This window comes from Paenibacillus sp. ALJ109b (assembly GCF_010747435.1).
Taxonomy (GTDB): Bacteria; Bacillota; Bacilli; order Paenibacillales; family Paenibacillaceae; genus Paenibacillus; species Paenibacillus taichungensis.
Window position 1 is genome coordinate 99075 of record NZ_JAAIFP010000025.1, and the last position, 21072, is coordinate 120146.

The 21072-nt window shown below is 47.2% G+C and carries 18 protein-coding genes; 4 read left to right on the forward strand and 14 right to left on the reverse strand.

Translation table 11 applies throughout. From position 1 onward, the window contains the following. Positions 1 to 71: 71 nt before the first annotated feature. From G3352_RS22670 to G3352_RS22700, 7 genes are all read right to left on the reverse strand, one after another. Positions 72 to 1787, reverse strand: coding sequence for a sensor histidine kinase (locus G3352_RS22670; protein ID WP_481856323.1), 1716 nt, complete (start codon positions 1785 to 1787; stop codon positions 72 to 74). A gap of 361 nt (positions 1788 to 2148) precedes the next feature. After that, on the reverse strand, positions 2149 to 2847 hold the full coding sequence (locus G3352_RS22675) for a hypothetical protein (RefSeq protein WP_163760174.1): 699 nt from the start codon (positions 2845 to 2847) through the stop codon (positions 2149 to 2151). Positions 2848 to 2969: 122 nt separating this feature from the next. Continuing rightward, complete coding sequence (locus tag G3352_RS22680; RefSeq protein ID WP_163760177.1) at positions 2970 to 4499, reverse strand: ABC transporter substrate-binding protein; 1530 nt, start codon at positions 4497 to 4499, stop codon at positions 2970 to 2972. 185 nt (positions 4500 to 4684) lie between these two features. After that, complete coding sequence (locus G3352_RS22685; protein WP_163760180.1) at positions 4685 to 5593, reverse strand: ABC transporter permease subunit; 909 nt, start codon at positions 5591 to 5593, stop codon at positions 4685 to 4687. 17 nt (positions 5594 to 5610) lie between these two features. Continuing rightward, positions 5611 to 6606 (reverse strand): ABC transporter permease, encoded by a 996-nt coding sequence (locus tag G3352_RS22690; protein ID WP_205525005.1) that lies wholly within the window; start codon positions 6604 to 6606, stop codon positions 5611 to 5613. A gap of 174 nt (positions 6607 to 6780) precedes the next feature. Beyond that, positions 6781 to 8400, reverse strand: a complete 1620-nt coding sequence (locus G3352_RS22695) for a response regulator transcription factor (RefSeq protein WP_163760183.1) — start codon at positions 8398 to 8400, stop codon at positions 6781 to 6783. Then, positions 8375 to 10174, reverse strand: coding sequence for a sensor histidine kinase (locus G3352_RS22700; protein WP_163760186.1), 1800 nt, complete (start codon positions 10172 to 10174; stop codon positions 8375 to 8377). The genes G3352_RS22695 and G3352_RS22700 overlap by 26 nt, the downstream gene beginning before the upstream one ends. Before the next feature lie 369 nt (positions 10175 to 10543). Between G3352_RS22700 and G3352_RS22705 the strand changes: the two genes are divergently transcribed. After that, complete coding sequence (locus tag G3352_RS22705) at positions 10544 to 11980, forward strand: hypothetical protein (protein WP_163760188.1); 1437 nt, start codon at positions 10544 to 10546, stop codon at positions 11978 to 11980. A gap of 14 nt (positions 11981 to 11994) precedes the next feature. Here G3352_RS22705 and G3352_RS22710 read toward each other — a convergent pair whose 3' ends face one another. The 3 genes from G3352_RS22710 to G3352_RS22720 form a co-directional block, all read right to left on the reverse strand. After that, positions 11995 to 12585, reverse strand: coding sequence for a DUF4269 domain-containing protein (locus G3352_RS22710; RefSeq protein WP_163760191.1), 591 nt, complete (start codon positions 12583 to 12585; stop codon positions 11995 to 11997). 21 nt (positions 12586 to 12606) lie between these two features. Continuing rightward, entirely contained in the window at positions 12607 to 12813 is a 207-nt protein-coding gene (locus tag G3352_RS22715; protein ID WP_063564738.1) for a YwbE family protein, read from the reverse strand. Between the two features lie 126 nt (positions 12814 to 12939). Continuing rightward, on the reverse strand, positions 12940 to 13410 hold the full coding sequence (locus G3352_RS22720) for a hypothetical protein (RefSeq protein WP_163760194.1): 471 nt from the start codon (positions 13408 to 13410) through the stop codon (positions 12940 to 12942). A 201-nt stretch (positions 13411 to 13611) separates the two neighbouring features. Here G3352_RS22720 and G3352_RS22725 point away from each other — a divergent pair, with 201 nt between their 5' ends. Together G3352_RS22725 and G3352_RS22730 are read left to right on the forward strand one after the other, a co-directional pair. Then, positions 13612 to 14247, forward strand: coding sequence for a biotin/lipoyl-containing protein (locus tag G3352_RS22725; protein WP_053783698.1), 636 nt, complete (start codon positions 13612 to 13614; stop codon positions 14245 to 14247). A gap of 8 nt (positions 14248 to 14255) precedes the next feature. Continuing rightward, positions 14256 to 15797 (forward strand): DHA2 family efflux MFS transporter permease subunit, encoded by a 1542-nt coding sequence (locus G3352_RS22730; protein ID WP_163760196.1) that lies wholly within the window; start codon positions 14256 to 14258, stop codon positions 15795 to 15797. 136 nt (positions 15798 to 15933) lie between these two features. Here the strand turns inward: G3352_RS22730 and G3352_RS22735 are convergent, their stop codons facing one another. From G3352_RS22735 to G3352_RS22745, 3 genes are all read right to left on the reverse strand, one after another. Next, complete coding sequence (locus tag G3352_RS22735; RefSeq protein WP_163760199.1) at positions 15934 to 16710, reverse strand: polysaccharide deacetylase family protein; 777 nt, start codon at positions 16708 to 16710, stop codon at positions 15934 to 15936. A gap of 67 nt (positions 16711 to 16777) precedes the next feature. After that, a complete protein-coding gene (locus tag G3352_RS22740; RefSeq protein ID WP_163760226.1) occupies positions 16778 to 17716 on the reverse strand; it encodes an aldo/keto reductase in 939 nt (312 codons plus the stop codon). Positions 17717 to 17804: 88 nt separating this feature from the next. Then, a complete protein-coding gene (locus tag G3352_RS22745) occupies positions 17805 to 19829 on the reverse strand; it encodes a Na+/H+ antiporter (protein ID WP_163760229.1) in 2025 nt (674 codons plus the stop codon). A 215-nt stretch (positions 19830 to 20044) separates the two neighbouring features. Between G3352_RS22745 and G3352_RS22750 the strand changes: the two genes are divergently transcribed. Beyond that, on the forward strand, positions 20045 to 20344 hold the full coding sequence (locus G3352_RS22750) for a hypothetical protein (protein WP_163760233.1): 300 nt from the start codon (positions 20045 to 20047) through the stop codon (positions 20342 to 20344). An 84-nt stretch (positions 20345 to 20428) separates the two neighbouring features. Here the strand turns inward: G3352_RS22750 and G3352_RS22755 are convergent, their stop codons facing one another. Then, complete coding sequence (locus G3352_RS22755) at positions 20429 to 20911, reverse strand: MarR family winged helix-turn-helix transcriptional regulator (protein ID WP_076289407.1); 483 nt, start codon at positions 20909 to 20911, stop codon at positions 20429 to 20431. Between the last annotated feature and the right edge of the window lie 161 nt (positions 20912 to 21072).

The following is a 21072-nucleotide window of genomic DNA, read 5'->3' on the forward strand; positions in this document are numbered from 1 at the left end:
ATCCACTTCGTTATACAATGAAATCTATCGTTCTTATGCTGTAGTCATATAAACACACTAGTTCTATCCTTCTATTCAAGAAGATGTTCTTCGTCGGCCGGCCAGGACAAGGTAACACGTAGCCCACCAAGAGGTGATTCCATAATGCTAATTCCCGCCTGCTCCCCATATCTGAGCTGAAGGCGCTGATTGACGTTCCACAACCCACAACCCATCTCTTGATCCATACCTCCTGTGAGTTTGTGGAGCAGCATCTGCCGGGCCAGTTCATCCATACCTTGTCCGTCGTCATCTACGGTAAGAATCATCATGCCATTTCTCTGTTCCCCCGACACCCGTATTTCCCCAGCTTCGGCATCGGTTTCAATCCCGTGTATAACCGCATTCTCTACCAGTGGTTGTACGATAAGTGGTGGTACCTCTTGCCTCAGGATGTCTTCCGATAATTCAATTTTGAAACGTATTCGGTCCATACGCATCTGCTGAATCTCCAGATAACAGGTGACGAACTCGATTTCCTCTGTGAGCGGCACCACATCACGTTCCTGCCTCGTTGTATAGCGATAGTATCGGGACAGATTATGCGACATGGCAACGACAGCATCGACACGCTTCAGCTTGGCCATGCTCGTAATGAATGAGAAACAATTATAGAAAAAGTGTGGATTAATCTGAGATTGCAGCTGTTTCAGCCGGGCTTCACGCACATGAATCTGTTCCAAATACACGTGTTCAAACAACTGCTGAATCTGCGCCACCATGGAGTTGAATCGTTCGGATAAAAAGCTGAATTCATTGCGTCCCTTGGGCGTAATTCGGACTGAATAATCCTCTTGCTTCAATCGTTGGAATCCACGAATCAACTGTTTGACAGGGACTTGAACCTGTACATATAACAGATAGGCTACGGCGAAGCTCATCAATAGCAGACAGATCATGGCCGAATAAAATAGAATATTGGACTGATGAATCGGCTTCAGAATAGCTGATAGTGGCATGTAATCAACTAGATACCAGCCTGTCGTGCTGGACTTTACCGTATTAACCATGTAAGGTTCACCGTCAATGACCACCGTCCGGTTATCAACATCTTTAAGCTTATCAATGGCCAGATTATCCATCAGCTCACCCGTCAGGGCACGATCCGAGGTTCGGTTATAGATAACCCCCGTCTCTTCCCGGTAATAGAAGGGGTCATGGCGACCATCGTCCTTGAATTTGTCCAGCATATCTCGAATGTTGTCACTGTCGAATTCAAGCTTAATCACGGTCTGCGCATTGGCTGCGGGATCGCTAATGCCGTATGGAGATACGGTGATCCAGCTGAAGATGAATTTATCATCTTCCCCCTCCTGAGCCTTTCGAACATTCCATCCGGATGAAATGTTGCCTCGCAGCGTTTGCTGATCGTAATAACCGGCATCTCGTTCAGAGATGACCCTGCCAAGCGTCGGCGAATAAAGATACAATTTCGTTGTCCAGTTGGATGAACTTTCCTGGATACTCAGCTTGTTCTGAATACGTTTTACCAGATTGATCGTATCCAGATCGAAATATTTACTGTCGGCGTAGATCCGCCGAAAGCTCGCAATATCGGGATCATGAATGAGCAGATTCGGCCACGAGGATAACAACTCGATGTGTGTATTCACCTGATTTTGAAAAAATTCAAGTTGGTTACTGTTGGAGCGATTGAGTTCATCCCGTAGAACTGCTGTTGTTTTATGGTTGGAATACCAGTACAGAAGTACGACTGGAACCAGCATAATTAGAATTAAAATGACCATTTTGGAAAATAGATTCGTCCGGTATGACATCTTCCTACCTCACCTTGCCTTCATTAGTCAGTGAATCTAATTTTAACGATGAAAGCGTTAAACATAAACTGTTTTTTCTGGGCGAAACCGCTTCACAGCTCATCTGTTACTCCTGACTTAACCTCTTTAAAGAGGTTATCTATATATCGTAAGCGTTACCATATACATGCATAAAGGTGACAAAACCAACTTTTCTGCACTAATTGCAACTTCCACGCAAAAAAGAGCTGACAACCGTCAGCTCTTTTCTAAATACTATATATTGCTTAATCTCTTCTACTTCAAAATACTCTTCTTATGTATTCATTCTATCTTGCTAACGCAGTATCTATTATGGAATATCGTAATCAAACACCGTATTCTCTCCATCCACGGCGACATCCAAAACAATATCGGTTAGCTTTCCATTCACTTGCAACGGGGAGTCAGCTAATCCGGAAAACGCCAGTTGACCCTTAAATGTTCCATACGGCTCAATCTCAATATGTACAGGTTTGAGCTCGACAGACTGCAGGGATTCATAGAGCGGATCATCATGTTGTTTGTAACTGCGGCCCAAGTCAGGCAAAAGCACAGCTGCTACAGTCTCTCGGGTGTAATTTTTGAGTTTCAGGTCACAGTTAACTCGTGTAATACCATTGTCCAGTACATCATAGGTACAGGAGCTATCATTTTGGACATAGGAAACACCATTGATACCCGAAGCCCCCCATTTGGCTACATACATCAATTTATCCGTCATGTAGGAATAACTGAGAACGATAGCGAGAACGATCAGCCAGAGCCGTTTGGCCAGAACCGGATATAATGACATGATTTCTTTGCGTGTAAAATAGTAGCTGCACACTAATATACCCATTCCAAAAAAAAATGTGATATGCACACCACTTACGTAGGATGTGGTATAAGGCGACATGCCTATAGCAGACAGCATCGTGTCCCCCACTGAGAAACCAAGGTGATGCTTAAACGTAAAAATGATGCCAAACAGCAATAACATCGCAGAGAACACAAGTCTGGTTCTCGACACACGAACACCCCCTAATCAACCACCTGATTATATCATATTTTTCCTTATTATGGTTTGTGATCCAAATAAAAAAAGACGCTCCGGTTTTTAACCGAAGACGTCTTTGGTTTTGCAACTCAAGTCTACTTTTTGGATAGGAATGCGTCGAGCTGTTCTTGTTTGGCTGCAATGATTTTATCAATACCTGCGGCTTTCAATTTCTCCAGATATTTCGGGATCATCTCGTTCGGATCTACTGCACCCGAGGTCATGCCCGGTTTGAACTGTTTGTTCACGTTGTTGACCGCAGCAATTTCGTTTTTGACGGATTGGCTATTGAACGTAAAGCCCAGTGCAGGTGACTTAACGCCTTTGGCATTAAACTCCTTGAACTTTTCCCATTTCTGTGGATCTTCATTATCCCAGAGATAGTTCAGGAACTGGTTACCGAGCTGCCATTGTGCGCCCGGATTGTAGGTTCGACTGTTCGCATCTACCCCTTCCGGGAGGGTAATAATGTTGTCCTGTCCGTCTTTTTTCACATAATGTGTGCCTTCAATACCGAAGTTGAGCAGGTTGTTGATTTCTTTGTCAGAATGCAGAAGGTTAATGACTTGCATGGCTTTCTCAGGTTGTTCCGAGGAACGGGAGATCGCCAGCATGGCACCCGAAGCATCACCGGTTGTAATTGTAGGTTGTGTCATCTCAATCTGGGTCAGTGGATATCCAACATACCCTTCTTCTTCCTTATCCTTGCCTGGCTTCATGCCATCGGTCCACAGGAAAGCCTTGCCTGCTTTCGCCTGATCTTTTGGAAAGACATTGGAAGTCGCCGCATCACTGTTGATGTATCCAGCTTGATACCACTTGCGTGCAAGCTCGGCGGCCTCCTTGAATTCAGGAGTCTCTACTTCATTCAGCACCGTTGTTGTACCTGCTGTTTTGGAGATTACACCAGGGACAGAGGCATCGCCAAGATAATCCCAGTCCAGGTTTTCCAGCAGTCCGTTACCATTGGTATTGGACATATAGAACGGTGTAATGCCAGGTTCATTCTCCTTAATTGTTTTGAGCAGCGGCTCCAGGTCAACCCATGTTTTCACTGCGGTTAGATCGAGCTTGTATTTGTCAGCCAGATCTTTGCGTACCAGTACACCACGTGTTGCTGCCAACTCCTTGTTGGTAGGAACACCATAGTTAACCCCATCCACCTGGGAACCTTCCAAGAAGGCGGGGTCGAGATTTTTCTTGATATCCTGCCCATACTTGTCAAGCAGCTCATTGAGCGGCAGGAAAGCACCTTTTGCCACATTGACAGTGTAATTCTGCCATGCAGCCGTGAAAATAATGTCCGATTTTTCGCCGGAAGAGATCATGAGGTTCAGCTTGTTATCCCACTGTCCCCAGTCGATGGCATTGATCTTGAGTGTGGCTCCGATTTTGGGCTCCATTTTTTTGTTGATCTCGGCCTCAACCAGCGCCACATCTTTCTGCGGAGTGCCCGGATAATACAGGGTCACTTCATAGGGCTTGCCCCCACTCTCTGCTGCACCGCCGCCCTCGGCTCCAGGTGTTGTCGTCCCCCCTTTGTCCGATGAGCATCCTGCCAGCACCAGGCTCAGCGCCATAGCGGCTGCTGCCATACGCGGCCATACTTTTAACGTTCTAATCAAGTGAACCCCTCCCGTCATTTGTTGGACCTTGCAACCGTTTGCCCCAATTCGCCATGTTCCTCAATGTGCAAGGTCCGTTCCCTTTGCCGGCCCTCCGGCATGACTGTACTCGCTGCTGTTTTTTTTATATGCCCTTTCAGGTCCATCTTCGTTTATCCATTGCCCTCTCCGCTAACCGGCCGGAGTTACCCCTTCACTGCGCCTACCGTAAGGCCTTTGATGAAATACCGCTGGAAAAACGGATATGCCAGTACGATTGGACCAATACCGACAACAGCCATCGCCATTTGCAGTGTCTTATTCGGCAGATTCAGCAATCCGCCCTGGGAAGAAATCTGTGAAGAGACATTGGAGTTGGATGTTAAATATTGAATATCGAGCAGCGTCCGATACATAAGGTACTGAAGGCTGATCGTCCGGTTATCAGATATAAAGATCATGCTGAGATACCAGTCATTCCAGTAATTCAATGTGCTGAACAGTGCAACGGTCGCCATCACTGGAAGAGAGAGCGGCAGCACGATACGTGTAAACGTTCTCATTTCACCCGCTCCATCAATCCGTGCCGATTCCAGAATGGAGACCGGAATGGAATTGGCGAAGAACGTACGCATCACCAGCACGAAGAATGGTGACAGCAACAGCGGCATGATCAGTGCCAAAATCGAATTTTTCAAATCCAGCACGTTCACATAAACGAGATACCAAGGGACCAAACCACCATTGAACAACATAGTGAAGAAGATGAAAAAGGCGAACCATCCTCGATACGGCAAATCCCTCCGGGAAAGCGGGTACGCATACAATGCAGTCAGTGCCACACTCGTGATCGTACCTACCACGGTTACAATGATCGAAATGCCGTAGGAATGGATGATCTGATCCATGTCCTTGAACAGAAATTCATAGGCAGTCAGGCTAAACTTTTCTGGAATCAGCTTATACCCGTTCGCAATAACCGTTGTCTCGTCCGAGAATGAGATGGCGAAGACAAGCAGGATCGGCACGATGCAGGCAATGGCATAGAATATAAACATACCGTGAATGACGGACGCGGAACGCCGCGACACGGCTAATGGATCACGTGATTTCACAGCTGGCTTGCCTCCTCTTAAAATAATGCATTATCTTTGTCCATTCTCCTTACGATGGTATTGGATACGAGAACGAGTACAAATCCGACAATAGCCTGGTACAGCCCGGCTGCAGAGGACATCCCGATATCGCCCCCGATGAGGAATGTACGGTACACATACGTATCCAGAACGTTCGTGACCGGGAACAATGCGCCCGATTCCAGTGGAACCTGGTAGAACAGACTGAAGTCCGCGTAGAAAATACGACCGATCTGCAGCAGTGTCATGACCACGATCAGCGGTACGAGAAACGGAACCGTAATGAAGCGAATCTGATGCCACTTGGTCGCGCCATCCAGCACGGCCGCTTCATAATACTCCTCATCGATACCTACCACAGCTGCGAGATAAATAACGGCATAATAACCGATGTTCTTCCATGTATTCACCAAGGGCAAAATATACGGCCAATACTTGGGTTCCGAATACCAATCAATGGGCTGTCCGCCAAAGAGCTGAAGGATTGTCGAGTTCATGAATCCGGAATCCTTGCCAAGGAAGGCAAGCACCAGATAACTGACTACAATCATTGACAGAAAATAGGGAAGCAGCATGAGTGATTGATACAATTTGGACATCGCCTTGTTCTTCACTTCATTCAACAAAATCGCAAGCCCTACACCTACAAATAAATTCAGCGCAATAAATACGGTGTTATAAGCGAGCGTATTGCGTGTGATCTCCCAAGCATCGCTGGTAGAAAACAAATACTTAAAATTATCCCAACCACTCCACGGGCTGCCCCAAATACCGTCGGCATAATTCACATTTTTGAACGCAATCAGAACGCCAAACATTGGCATATAGTTGTTCACCAGCAGAAACAGAATGCCTGGCAAAAACATGAGATACAAAACCTTGAATTTACCTAGATTGTACAGGACAGACTTTCGTTTTCGAACCGGTACATCCGGGATGTCCTGTACAGCTGATAGACGTGCTCCCTTACCCACCTGGGGTTGTGTCTTCATAACTTGTTCTCCCTCACTCCTCTTGAATTTCATCCTCAGAATGAAACACCGCTGTGTCTCCTGTGATTCAAGTATACGGCGGGAAGCTCAAGTCCACTATCGGCTGTGGTGACCTGTTCACTTATCAAATTATGACTTTAGGGCACAAAAAAACAAAAGACGCAGCACGCTGCGTCAAATCTGTACCGTTCTGGACTGTTTGCGAAACTCCTGCGGTGTAATGCCCGTGCACTTTTTGAACATTTTCGTAAAATGAGAGTAATTGTAATACCCGACCTTGCCTGCGATATCCGTTACCTTCACGGTGGATTGGGACAATAATGTCTTTGCTTTGGCTACCCTGCGCTGGAGAATGAATTCGGAGAGCGACATGCCCTTTTCTTTACGAAACAGGCGGGATAAATAAGCCGGGTTGAATCCGGCAAAGGATGCAAGTTCTTCACGCATCAGCTCTTCACCAATATGATTTTCAATGTAAATGCACAGTTGATCCACAATGGTCATAGGACTGTGATCGTCCGGATACAGCACAGGGATCGCACGACTGATCAAGTCTGATGTCCACTGCTTCAGTTGGGGTAACGAACGAGTTACTACACTTTCCTCCGGCTCCCTTTCGCCAGGATACAGGCTGCGCACGGACACATTTTTCTGATGAAGCAGCGGGTAGACCACATGCAGCATCGCATGATAGTACAAGCGCAGAATCTCAGGTGACAGCCGCTCCTGAGCAGCCAGTAACTCAAAGATTTCATCGACGCGCTCACGCAGGTCCTCGAACTTCCCCGTTTCAAACAGGATGGATAGCTCGGAAAACCACGGTATCGGCAAGAAGCGATCCTCCGGTTCCCGGCCTTGCTCGTCATATATAAAGACCCCTTCAAGCTCGTTGATATTGCGACGCTCCATGTCCATCAGCTCATTCAGCATCCCCTGTAAATCTGTAACTGCTACCGGGACTCCGACGTAACAGGACAATCGGCAATAAAAGTAGGTACCGCACTCCTGAATATAACTCTGACATCCTTGTGCCATTTCACTCGCCGTAGGTATGATACCGTCCTGTTCGTATGCAAGCACAATATTTAGTCCACTGTGATCCTGAAACACCTCCCCAGGTTTGTCACCAAGCAGCATTTCCTTGGCAGCATTGCGGAGCGCATATTCCAGCACCTCCTCGTCTCGCAAATCGAAGTCTCGCACCCATTCTTCGACGGATATGACAATCGGCAACACGCGCACTTGCGGATCAATCTCGGCTCCATATACCTCGGCCAGCTCCTGAAGCTTTTGCTGGGTTAAGGTTACACGCTGTGAGATGGCGTCTTTCCAGAAACGCTCGGTCAACAGTGGTTTATGCGTTTGCCAGCGTTTATACACGGTCTCATATACTTCATTGGTGCGGGAACGCTGCTCGTCATCCTTGATTTTGTCCATTGCCTGGCTCACAACCTTGAGCAGCTGGTCTGCGGGAGCAGGCTTCAGTACATAATCGAAGCTGTTCAGCTTGATTGCCGTTTGGGCATAATCGAACAGGGCATGACCTGTAAGAAAAATCGTCAGCATGCCGGGATCATGCTTTAACACCCAGCTCTGCAGATCCAGTCCCGTTTCACCCGGCATCTCAATATCACAGATCATAATATCAATGGGATGGGCTTTCATCAGCATTCTCGCTTCTTCCGCATCACCAGCACTGAATACCTGGTCAATTCCGGCCAGGCTCCAGTCGACCCCTTCCACCATCGCTTGCAGGGCGTATACTTCATCATCCACGATCAACAGGTTCCGCATAGGCTCTCCCTTCTTCTTCTTCCGTCTGGGCCGGCATATGAATATGAACTGCTGCCCCTCCTTCAGTCAGATTGCTGAACTGCAATCCGGCATGTTCGCCGTACTTTACAAGCAGCCGATGGATAACGTTCCAGATGCCAATGTGCTGTCCACCCGGATCTTCGGCGTATTGCCCCTGTTGCAGGCGCTCCAGTATGTCTTGCTCAAATCCAACACCGTTATCTGTAATTGTAAGTTGAAGAACCGAAGATGGTTCAGGATCAGATAACGTTTTCGACTTCCGTACTGTTATGCAAATAACAAAAGGTTCTTTGCGACGCTGAAAGCCATGAATAATGGCATTCTCCACAAAAGGTTGAACCGTTAGGGGCGGCAGCACATACTGCCCAAGATCTGTTCCAACATCCAGTACGAAATCCAGCTTGTTGGGAAACCGCAGCTTCTGGATCTCCAAATAATGACTGATGTGTTCCAATTCTTCATCCAATCGTATGACACGTTTGCCTGCACGCAGGCTGAACCTGAAATAATCTGCCAGATGACCAGCCATCTGCTGCACTAACTCATGCTTTTGCAACGAAGCCAGGCTATGAATGATATTCAATGAATTCAGGTAAAAGTGAGGATTGATCTGCATCTGCAATTGTTTAAACTCTGCTTCTCTCGTTCGTAATTGCTCCTCATACACATCTATCTTCAGATGCTGGATCTCACTTGTCATCTGATTGAAGCTGTGCGTGACAAACTCCAGTTCAGATGAAGCCGGCGTCTCAAGCCTTACATCAAGTTCTCCTCTGCTAACCCTCCTCATCCCACGTATGAGCACATTCATTGGACGGAATAGGAGCTGCCTGAGAAAAATCATAGCTGTGATCAAGATGACCGCTGCACCGATCGGAAGCAGGCGAATGATCCGCTGAAAAAATGGTAGGTTTCGCATCATGTCCTCCTCAGGCAGCAGGACAATATAATTCATCTCAGACATGGCTGAGGGAATGCCAAGCATCAGATACTGACGTGCACTGCCTGTGGACGTTACTTCAGAGATCACCTGGTATGGATTATTCAATCCAGTGATATGGGCTGCGGCCAATTTGATTTGTGCTGAGTTCAGGGCTGAATCGGACAACGCCCCGCCATCTGCTCCCACGATAACTGCACCTCCCCGGTCACCGGATTCCGTGAATTGCTCGGGGTGATTCAGTGCATTCATGTCCACCAGCGCCCCCGCATAGAACTGGGCGTTGATCCGCACCGTTTTGACCAAGGCATTCCATGTGCCTCCCCGAACGATGCTCCACTCTGGCTTCTGGATTTCCCCCTCCAGCTGCTGCATCTGCACCGGCATGCTCTCCTGCACAATCGACATTTTGACATCATAATTGCCCGAGGTAGCGAGTAACAGATCGTCATTCACAGCATCGTACAGAAAAAATGAATCGATCAGATTATAAAATCCGATATCGGTCATGAATTTGTTCATAATACGCTGTTTGGCAATAATATAATCGCCGCTGCCGTATTTGAGAAAAAATAGGGAGATAATGTCCGGGTCTCGCTCGCCCAGACTGTATAAATAACGATTGGTCTCCTGCAGCACACGCTCGTTCTGCTCCACACTTTTTGCAAGATGATTCATATTGGTGAGAGAGACTTGATCACGTACAACTTTCATGGCGTATACGTTGTTGTAATATAGCAGCATAAATAGTGGCAGCATGATCAATGTCAGACCCACGATAAACTTAAAGCGCAGTGAACGGATGAAGTTCATGAATTCCCGCCCTTTTATCTAATCTGGATTTCAGTTCTGTTGCACATATTTGTAACCGCTATCAATATCAAACGATTTCTTCCGTGTTCTGATGCTATACCTCTGTGTTTCTTCCATCTTCTTCCTTATAATAGCATGTTTATTGTAGTCATACTTGCTTGCATCTGTCTATGTGGTTCCGTGACCTGTCACTGTCAACTCTGGTGACTTGCACTTCTTGGCTTACAGTACGTGTTCGCGGGTCCATGCTCTAATTAGTTCTCCATCTGTAAAAAAATCCTTCTCCATACTCCACGAACGCCCGGTGATGACATGCATACGATATATCACTCCTTGGATTGACACCAAGGATGTAAGGAGGCATGTCCGATGAATATTCAACTCGTCCCATTGCATTATGTATATCTGGCTTTTATCGTCTTGATTATCGCCGTCATGGTACGGCGTAGAGACACAACCATCATTTGTGTCGCAGGTATCATGACCATTGGACTCCTGGCAACTGAAACATTAAGCGGATCGGTTTCCGGAATCTTCAACAGTTTTATCTACGCAGCCAAGGAGCTGCTCAGCACCATTTTTATCATTTCGATCATTGTTGCAATGAGCCGGGTGTTAATTCGGACGGGGATCAATGAAGTCATGGTGACACCGCTTACCCGATTCATCCGTTCTCCACAGGTCGCCTATTGGGGAATTGGATTCATTATGATGATCGTATCGCTGTTTTTCTGGCCCTCACCTGCCGTTGCCCTGGTTGGGGCTGTACTTCTTCCGGTAGCCGTACGAGTCGGACTTCCTCCCATCGGCGCTGCCATTGCCATGAATCTGTTCGGGCACGGAATTGCCTTATCAGGGGATTACATTATCCAAGGGGCACCCAAACTGACAGCTGATGCAGCTGGACTTCCCGTTACCGCTGTTATGACTGCAAGTATCCCTCTTGTCATAGTGATGGGGACGGTGTCTACCGTAACGGCATTCTGGATGCTGCGCAAGGAGATGAAGTCAGGTTCCCCCGTTAAACTCAGTGATCCGATCTCTGGTGAAGCAGTAACCGTTCATCCAGCTTCGTCAGACTCTGCGTCGATTTCCGAGGAGCCAGCCGTTCAACGTCAACCAATGCCACCACGTCTGCAAAAGGTATTCGCTCTGATCATCCCATTGTTATTCTTAGTCGACGTCATTCTGATGTTTTTACTTAAATTACAAGGCGGTGATGCCACAGCACTAATTGGTGGAACGGCCGTGCTCATTCTGATTGCCGTATCACTTGCCGCACATCGTCATACAGGTCCGGAAGAAACAACAAACTATTTAATTGAAGGATTTCAGTTCGGATTCAAGGTGTTTGGTCCTGTCATCCCGATTGCCGCTTTCTTTTATCTTGGGGATGCTGCGATCACAGAACTGTTCAACAACCCGCTTCCTGCTGGATCACACGGTATTGTGAATGATTTAGGGGTTGCTCTTGCAGGACTAGTGCCATTGAATAATACGGTAGGTGCTATAACGATGACTGTGACCGGAGCGGTCACGGGAATGGATGGTTCGGGATTCTCTGGAATATCCCTGGTCGGCTCCATTGCGTCCATGTTTGCAGGCTCGGCAGATTCCGCACCTGTATTGACGGCACTGGGTCAGGTCGCCGCCATATGGGTAGGCGGTGGGACCTTAATTCCATGGGCTTTAATTCCAGCTGCGGCCATTTGCGGAGTCAGTCCATTTGAACTGGCACGCCGTAATCTGAAACCTGTACTGTTGGGGTTAACAGTTACTACTATTGTGGCTATCTTTCTAATCTAATTGCGGAAAACATGCTATTCGAACTGAAAAGACGTACGCAAGCGTGCCCATTGCCAAAGCTCATCCTTGCTCATTGAGGCCAGATGAAGCATTTTCTCATAAGGGTCTCCCTGAAGTCCCAGGACCACAGCGAATGCAGGCTCCGTCTTCCAGCCTTCCAGCTTCAATTTGCGAATCTCCCGATGTCCTGCTGCACCCCAGAGTTGCAATAATTCCCACTCTACCAACATGTGAATATAAGCATTCTGCCTGCGTACAGATAGGGATTGAGCGAAAATCTCTATAGGCCAGTTTCCAATTTCCACAATACAGGTCACATAAGGACGCTGGCCAGCATGGCCATCCCCCCGGTCGCATCGAAAACCCGGCATTCCGCCCAGTTGTTGGTGCACCAAGGTTTCGAACGCCTCGAGATCCGATGCCTCACATAATAGATCAAGATCACTTCCGGGAATATCAATATCAATTGGCACTGTTCCAGCCGGATAAGGCTGGTAAGCAGCCAATATGCTCAACAATCCACTGGATTGCAACACCTTATAAGCATCCTGCTGACGCTCGTTCCCCGAGGCCAGATGTGCCATTACATCCGTAGTTGTAATCATGTCACACCCTCGGGTAGCGGCTCATTCTGACGCTCCTGTAACGACTTGTTTTACTCGACCCACCTGTCCACTGGTCAAACGCACTTTGATCCCATGCGGGTGTGTGGGCGATTTGGTCAACAAATCCTTCACGATACCGCGTGTCAGTTTGCCTGTCGGCTGATCTTGCTTGAGCACGATATCCACTTCAAGACCTGGTTTGATATTTACTCGTTGTTGTCCATTCATGGTTTTCTCTCTCCTCTTCAACGTATTCCATGTCATGTAGCCATAATTCACAAAGCTTCATCTATTGTAGACGTTTTGGATTGAAAACGAAAGCCATGTCCCATGTTCAAAAGCATAACTGAACTGTTATTTTCGCTTTGGAGAGGGATCAGAAGATTTGCTTTTCATTACTTTCAGAGCTGATCGATAGACTTCATCTGCACTCTTTTCAGGTTCTTTTGTCTCCGTCAGCACCGTTTCGTCTTCCACTTCGGCAGGTTTACGGAAATGAAGCAATGCTTGACGATAAGCTTGATCACCGTCTGTAGTCTGCGTCTCTCTTTTCTGTGGTGAAGGGGTCACTTCCGATGTAGAATCCATCTGGTGAATCTCCGTTTGCCTAGGATCCCCATGTCCCAAAACCTCTGCATGCTCTGCCTCTGCGTAAATTCGGTCTTCCTTCCGGGCTTGGTCTTCTTCATGCAGCAGGACTGGCCCTTCATCCACCTCTGTTATTTTGGAAGCTCGTGCTTCTGCAGCCTTGCGGGACGATCTGGAGTTATAAATCATCAGAAACAAAACCCCAATAACAACGATTACCGCCAAAATGATCAACATATGAGCATCCTCCTTATCATCCGCCTGTAGGCAGCTTTAATCAATATATTGGTGCCCTATTCTGCGAATAATATTTCATCTTGTTTCGTATAGAGCGACAAAGTAGCGGGAATGCTCCAAACAGGATTGTCAGCAGAAGACTTTCAACACCTAGCGAAGAGAATGTTTACAGGAAACCGAATTGAGGAGGGAATGATCAGCATGAATTCACGTGCCATTTTGATCAATATCATTGTTATACTGGTGATTTTGGGAGCCGGGGCCGCCGGGATCTACTATTACAACCAATCCACCAGCTACGTTAAAACCGATAATGCGCTTGTTACCGGGCAGCCGATCTCCGTGGCTTCCGCAGTAGGCGGTGAGCTTCGATCCTGGAAAGGCAAGGTAGGTACAACATTTAATGCAGGCGATACCGTTGCCACCGTCACCGCTGCGGGAAAATCAACATCCGTGACAATGCCTGTTGATGGCACCATTGTACAACAGACCGCCGTCGAAAATTCACTAGTATCTGCGGGTACACCCCTCGCACGGGCCTATGATTTCAATAACCTGTACGTGACGGCCAATGTGGATGAAACCGCGATTGATAAAATTAAAGCGGGTCAGATCGTCGATGTATATGTCGATGCTTTTCCGGACACGACATTGACAGGCAAAGTAGACCAGATCGGACTTGCCACTGCGTCCTCCTTTTCGCTGCTGCCGTCGTCCAATACCAATGCGAATTACACCAAAGTAACACAAGTCATCCCGATCATCATTACGATCGAAGGATATAAAGGACTGGGTGTGGTTCCCGGCATGAGCGCTACCGTGCGCGTTCATATCTAAGGCTGCTGATGGAGAATCAAGTACCTCTTGGGAAAACCATCGCTGTCCTGCTGCTCGGCGCCTTTATCGCCATTCTGAACCAGACTTTGCTCAATGTAGCCATCCCCCATCTGATGAATGACTTTAACGTATCAGCAACGACCGTGCAGTGGCTGTCCACAGCCTATTTGCTGGTGAACGGGGTACTCATTCCGATTACCGCCTACTTGATCGAGTCGTTCGGAACCCGCAAATTATTCGTGACTGCGATGCTGTTGTTTACGTTAGGTTCGTTGATCTGTGCCATCAGTCCTGGATTTACGGTCATGCTCATCGGTCGTATCGTACAAGCCAGTGGGGCGGGTATTATTATGCCTTTGGTTATGAACGTGTTTCTGACTGTTTTCCCTCCTGAGAAACGGGGAACTGCCATGGGCACGATGGGCATTGCCATGATGTTTGCACCGGCCATTGGCCCAACCTTATCTGGATGGATCGTGGAACATTATACATGGCGGATTCTGTTCTATATGGTCATCCCGCTTGCCTTGCTAGATATTTTGTTTGCCTTTATTTGGCTGAAAAATGTGTCCAAACTTACTTCGCCGAAATTTGATGGTTTTGGCGCTTTATTCTCCACCATCGGTTTCGGCTTTCTGCTATATGGATTCAGCTCTGCCGGAGATAAAGGCTGGACCAGTGCAACTGTGCTGTTGACACTGATTATCGGCGTGCTCTTCATCGTCTTCTTTGTACTCAGAGAAACGGCCATGAAGAACCCTCTGCTGGAATTTCGTGTATTCAAATACGATATTTTCACCATCTCAACGCTGGTCAGTGCAACGATTAACATGGCACTCTTTGGCGGAATGCTGCTGTTACCGATCTATCTGCAAAATATAAGGGGATTCTCTCCCCTGCAATCCGGGTTGTTGCTGCTGCCTGGGGCATTGCTAATGGGCGTTATGTCTCCCATCTCAGGAGCGCTGTTTGACCGGATTGGCTCTCGCCCGCTTGCCATTGTCGGTTTAATCATTACCGCCATCTCAACCTTTGAGTTTAGCAAATTGACGGGGGAGACGCCCTATGGTCACATCATGATGTTATACACGTTTCGTAGCTTCGGCATGTCCATGCTGATGATGTCTGTACAGACAGAGGGGTTAAATCAATTGCCGCCTCATCTCACCAGTCATGGAACGGCCATGTCCAATACGGTCAGACAGGTCGCTGGTTCGATCGGGACCGCCCTGCTCATCACCGTGATGGCGACACGTGCAGGTATTCATTTGGCCGATTACAGCAACACCGTGACCACAACCAATGTCGCACTGACAGAACAAGTGGGTATACTCGGCACGCAGATGGCTACTGCGGCTGGAATGCCGCCTGAACAAGGTTCAAGCCTTGCATTACAGCAGCTCTATGGTATCGCTGTTCAGACGTCAACGATTGAAGGCATTAATGATGCTTTCATTGTAGCGACCTGGATTTCAATCATTGGTCTGTTTCTGTCGTTATTCCTGCGGCGGGCTCGCTCCCGCCCTCGTAAAGTAAAGCCTGAACGCTAAAATGGCCTTGGGCAAACCTATACTCTATATACAACCCTGTATCACACAGATCAGATTAGCAAACTTTAATTAGTAAAAGGAAAAATAAAAAACCGCACGTCTCTTCAATCCAGAGACGTGCGGTTTTTGGCTTGCACTATGGATGCTGTGGTAAGGATGAATTGTCATCCTTGGCAGCCTCTCTCGCTTTAACGGCAAGCAGTTCCGATACAGTTACAAAACGATAACCTTGCTCCTGCAACTTGGGCAGAATCGTTTTTAGCGCAGCAACCGTCTGGGACTTGCCCTCCACCTTGTCATGAAACAGAACAATATCCCCGTTACGTGCGTTCTTCAGCACTTTGTTCACAATGGCGGATACACCTGGTGAAGCCCAATCACGTGTGTCCTGATGCCAGGACCATAACACAATCGTATAGCCTTGCTGCTTGGCGACCTGAATGACCATGTCATTGTAGTAACCTCCCGGGGGTCTAAACAACGTTGGACGATGCGCCCCTGCTCCAACAATGGATTTCTCCGCTGTGTTCACTTCGTGGCTGTACTTATCCGCCCTTGTTGATCTGACCGCGTACGTATGTGCATACGTATGATTGGCGATTTCATGTCCTTCCCGCTGCTCCTGCTTAATCAGGTCTGGAAACTTTTCCGCCCATTTGCCAAGCACAAAAAAAGTGCCTTTGGCCTGATACTGCTCGAGTAAAGCCAGAATCTGCGGGGTCTGGACCGGATCTGGCCCATCATCAAAGGTCAGTGCGATGAGTTTATCATGTGTGGGAACCTCCCACACAATCTCTCCCCGTTCCTCATAATACTGTCGATTCTTCTGCACAGGTTTGGCGTAGGCAGAGCTACTTCCAAGCAAAAAAACAAGCGCACACAATCCGATGCATCGGGCTGCCTTCAGGTTCATGTTTATGTCCTCTCTTTATCTTCAAACGTAAACTCCCTGTTAGCATTTCCCGATTCACCAGAACTATTTAACGAAATATTTGATCAATGACTGCAATTTCCTCAGCTGTGAGCTCAACATCCAGTGTTTTCAGATTGTTGATGACCTGCTCCGGTTTCTTGGCACCAGGAATGAGCGCATCAATGGACGGCTGAGTCAGATACCAGGCCAGAACGAGATGTGCGACCTCAGCATCCTTGGACTGTGCAATGCTGCGTAGTTGTTCCACCTTGTCCAGATTCTGAATAAAGGCTTCCCCTGTGAATAACGGGTTCTTCGCCCGCCCATCCTGAAAGGTTGTATCACGATTATATTTGCCTCCCAACAGACCTGCTGCCAGAGGGAAGTAAGGTACAAAAGAAATGTCATGCTCTGCCGTATAAGGCAGCAATTCTTTCTCCGCTTCTCTTTTGAACAGATTATATTCAGACTGCAGTACATCCACATCTCCATCCCGATTCGCCTCACGCAACTGGTCAATGGAGAAGTTAGAAACTCCGATGGCACGGATTTTACCTTCGTCCTTCAAACGTTTCAGCGCCCCTACAGCCTCATCCTTCGGTGTACGTTCATCCGGGAAATGAATATAAAACAAGTCGATGTAATCTGTCTGCAGACGTTCCAATGCCTCATCTACCGAGGTTTTGAGGAAAGCAGGTGAGTTATCAAAAACTACCTTGCCATCCACGAATTTATGTGCAGCTTTCGTTGCAATGATGGTATCTTGGCGCTGACCCGTTTCTTTCAGCACTTCACCAATTAACCGTTCTGAATGCTCAGGTCCATAGATGAAAGCAGTATCCAAAAAGTTAATGCCCTGTTTCAAAGCCGTACGAACGACATCCTTGCCTGTCTCATCATTCAGCATGTTCGGATAGATGTTATGTCCTCCTACTGCATTTGCCCCCAATCCAATCGGGTTAACAATCAGATCGGTTTTGCCCAAGCGAGTACGTTGTTCTGCCATGTCTCATCCATCTCCTTTTCTGAGCGTTGGTAACTCACATATATTATATCAGAGGGTTAAGCATATTTAAAATATAGGGTTTGTCGGATTAGGTGTTTTTCAGCGCAGTGGCTTCCACGTCATTAATGAATCGACGGAGCTTTGCAGCCACATCGCGATTAATTTCACCATTTTCGTATAGCTGCTGTATGGTATTGCGCTGCTCCTGCATCGCAACCATTTGCAATTCCAGCTTTTCCTGATCAAATGGATCTTCCGTTTTGCCCTGGTTCCAGGTGCGTAATTTGGCAATGACCCGTTCATATCTGGAGATAACCGACAGAGCCACAATCCGGTTGCTATCGTTCATGTTAGCACGAATTGCCTTGATTGCTGCTTCGGAGGTACGCATCTTCACTTGACGGAACAGGTCCGCATTCTCAATCATGAATGGTTGATCCGGCTTCTGTGATCGATTCGTAAACACATGTCCAAATACTCGCACAATTTCACTGAGTGAGAACATCATTTGGGTATTGGTGCGGTTCGCAAGCATCATTTCCTTACGGTCCAACCAGCTGTTACATCTAAAGGCGGCTTCCGAAGCAATTACATTTTCATCCATCATATTCTCAATTTCCTTACGTTCAGCCCGCGTACCGATGAGATTAATTGCTGTTTCCTGTTTCAAAATGTCCTTGCGCTTACCGGCAGTAAGCTCGCCAGCCGCCTGCCTGATATATTTCGACAGATCGGAAACAACTGCAAGCGCAGCAGCTTTGTTCTGGTCATTCATTTCCGACTTCACTGCACGAATGGCAGCATTCAGCATAATATCCTGTGCTTTTCGTTCCGTCGTTTGCGGTGTACCTTCCTCCGCTTTTTCTTCGTTCTTCGCAAGAATAGGAAGGAACACACTTGCAGCAATCAGAGTGAACAGAATCACACCTGCCGCCAGGAATATGATCAGATCCCTTTCCGGAAAAGGAGACCCGTCTTGGAGAACATACGGGATGGAGAAGGCCCCCGCCAGTGTTACAGCCCCTCTCACACCCGAAAGAGTAATGATCGTAATTTCTTTCAGCCGAGGCTTCCCGCTAGACAACGCCTCACCGGAATTTTCATTACCTTTCCAGAACAAATAGATCCAGACAAAACGAAGCACCAACAATAGCACTGAAATGAGGCCCACATAGCCGAGTACTTGGAGGTTATCAAACGAGACATTCTCGAAGATGGTACTCAGTACATCCGGGATCTGTACCCCCAAAATGACAAAGACCAACCCGTTCAAAATAAATAAAATAACTGACCAGGTACTGGCAGATACCACCTGCATCTTCAGTTGTACGGACTCGGTCCGGTCTCGCTCAATTGCATGAATGATCCCGCCTGCGACGACCGCAAGAATGCCCGAAACACCCACCTCTTCACTTACCAGATAGATGACGAAGGGCGTAAGAATTTGCAATAACATATGAATGGTGACATCTTCCATCCCCAGACGCCGAATCCAGACACCCAATCGGATCAACAAGAACGATAACAAGGCACCAATCAGCAACCCGCCAATCGCGATAAGTATAAAACTAAATGACGCCTGAGCCAGGGAAAACACCCCTGTAACCGTGGCGGCAATCGCAAATTTGAATGCAACCAGACCGGATGCATCATTCATCAATGCTTCTCCCTCAAGAAGCCTATGTATGCTCTTGGGTAAATGCACACGACCTGCCATAGCGCCTACTGCCACAGCGTCTGTCGGGGACAGAATTGCTGCGAGTGCAAAAGCCGCAGGAAGCGGAATGGTTGGAATGAGCCAGTGAATGGCATATCCTGCCACGACAACCGTAACAAATACAAGGCCCAGGGCCAGCAAAAGGATGGGTGCTCTTAGATTCCACAGCTCGTGCCTCGGTGTTCGCTTCCCGTCGTTGTACAGCAACGGAGCGATAAAGAGCACGAAAAACAATTCCGGATTCAGTGGCAGATGCACACCCGCAGGTAATAGTGCAATGGCTACACCGAGAACAATCTGAATCAACGGAACGGGGATAAAGGGTACAAACCGGTTCAAAATATTCGATAAACCGATCAGTACCAGCAAAACAAGCACGGCGATAAATAGTTCCATGATGACAATCCCTTTCCGAAAAATGAAGTGGTGAAAACCATTTTGTATAGCCTTATTTTAGCATAAACCAAAGTTTATTATAAAAATGTTGTCATATTCAATCCCCGTCTAATGCGAATGGACAACAGTCCGATTGCAGATTTCTGATTGGTTCTGTTTATAAGATGTTACAATATGCTCAGGACAATACCCGTTTGGAAAGGAACTTGGTGTCTATGGCATTTGGAATTAAACGACAGGAACTGGCCGAGTGGAAAGAACGTGTATCTCGTGGCGACCTTGCCTATCTCACTCATTTCTGGATCGACAATCGTTTTCCGGGCATTACCAGTGTGACCAAGGTAGGCTGTTCGGATCTGAAACGGCTTGAGGATTGGTGTAGAGAGCATGAACTCGACCCACGTTATATCCATCGGCGTCAGCCTTTTCCCCATTTTGACCTGCTCGGTAAAAAACAGAAGGAAATTCTGATCCAGGAAGGTCTGACCGATCACATTCAACGCTTCCATCTCTGACTGGAAAAATTAAAAGCCAGCCTTCAAGATTCAAGTCCCAAAACGGGCTCTTTCTTGAAGGCTGGCTTTTTACATCCCAAATATTTAGCGATGCGTTTGTTCCAACGTTTTCATTTTCTCTAACAGTTTCAGCTCAATTTTCTTCAGCATGCCAAACATCTGCAGTTGTTCCTCTTCCGTAAGCGCCTGCAAAAGTTCCCACGTCATTCGACCGCGATTATTAATTAACGTTTTTGCAAGCTGCTGCCCATCTTCCGTTAAGGATAACCATACAATTCTTCGGTCCTCTTCACTGCGTACCCGCTGAATCAGACCTTCGCTCTCCAGTTGATTCAGTACAATTGTGGTTGCTCCTGAAGATAGACTAAGTTGTCTGGCCACATCCACAGCCATACAGCGTTCTTCACGTAAAATCATGCCCAATATATGACTTTTCGTCGGATTCAATTTGCAGTTTGTTTCATTCTTTTGCTGCTGATCCAATACTTTATTTTTATATCTGAAGAAGGCCTCCAACAATTGATCCACATTTGCCAATTGAGAGTTTCGCTCCGTATCCGGGCTCATAAACGTTCCTCCTACCTTTGATCATAACCTACCTTATATTGTAACATATTTGTACTATTTTGTTTGTGAAAAATGCGCTTGTTTCCCAGAACCCTCTACTTGTCTGTAAAGTTCATGCTTATTTTGCGGTTTCATGTGACAAGCTACCTTATAGCATGAAC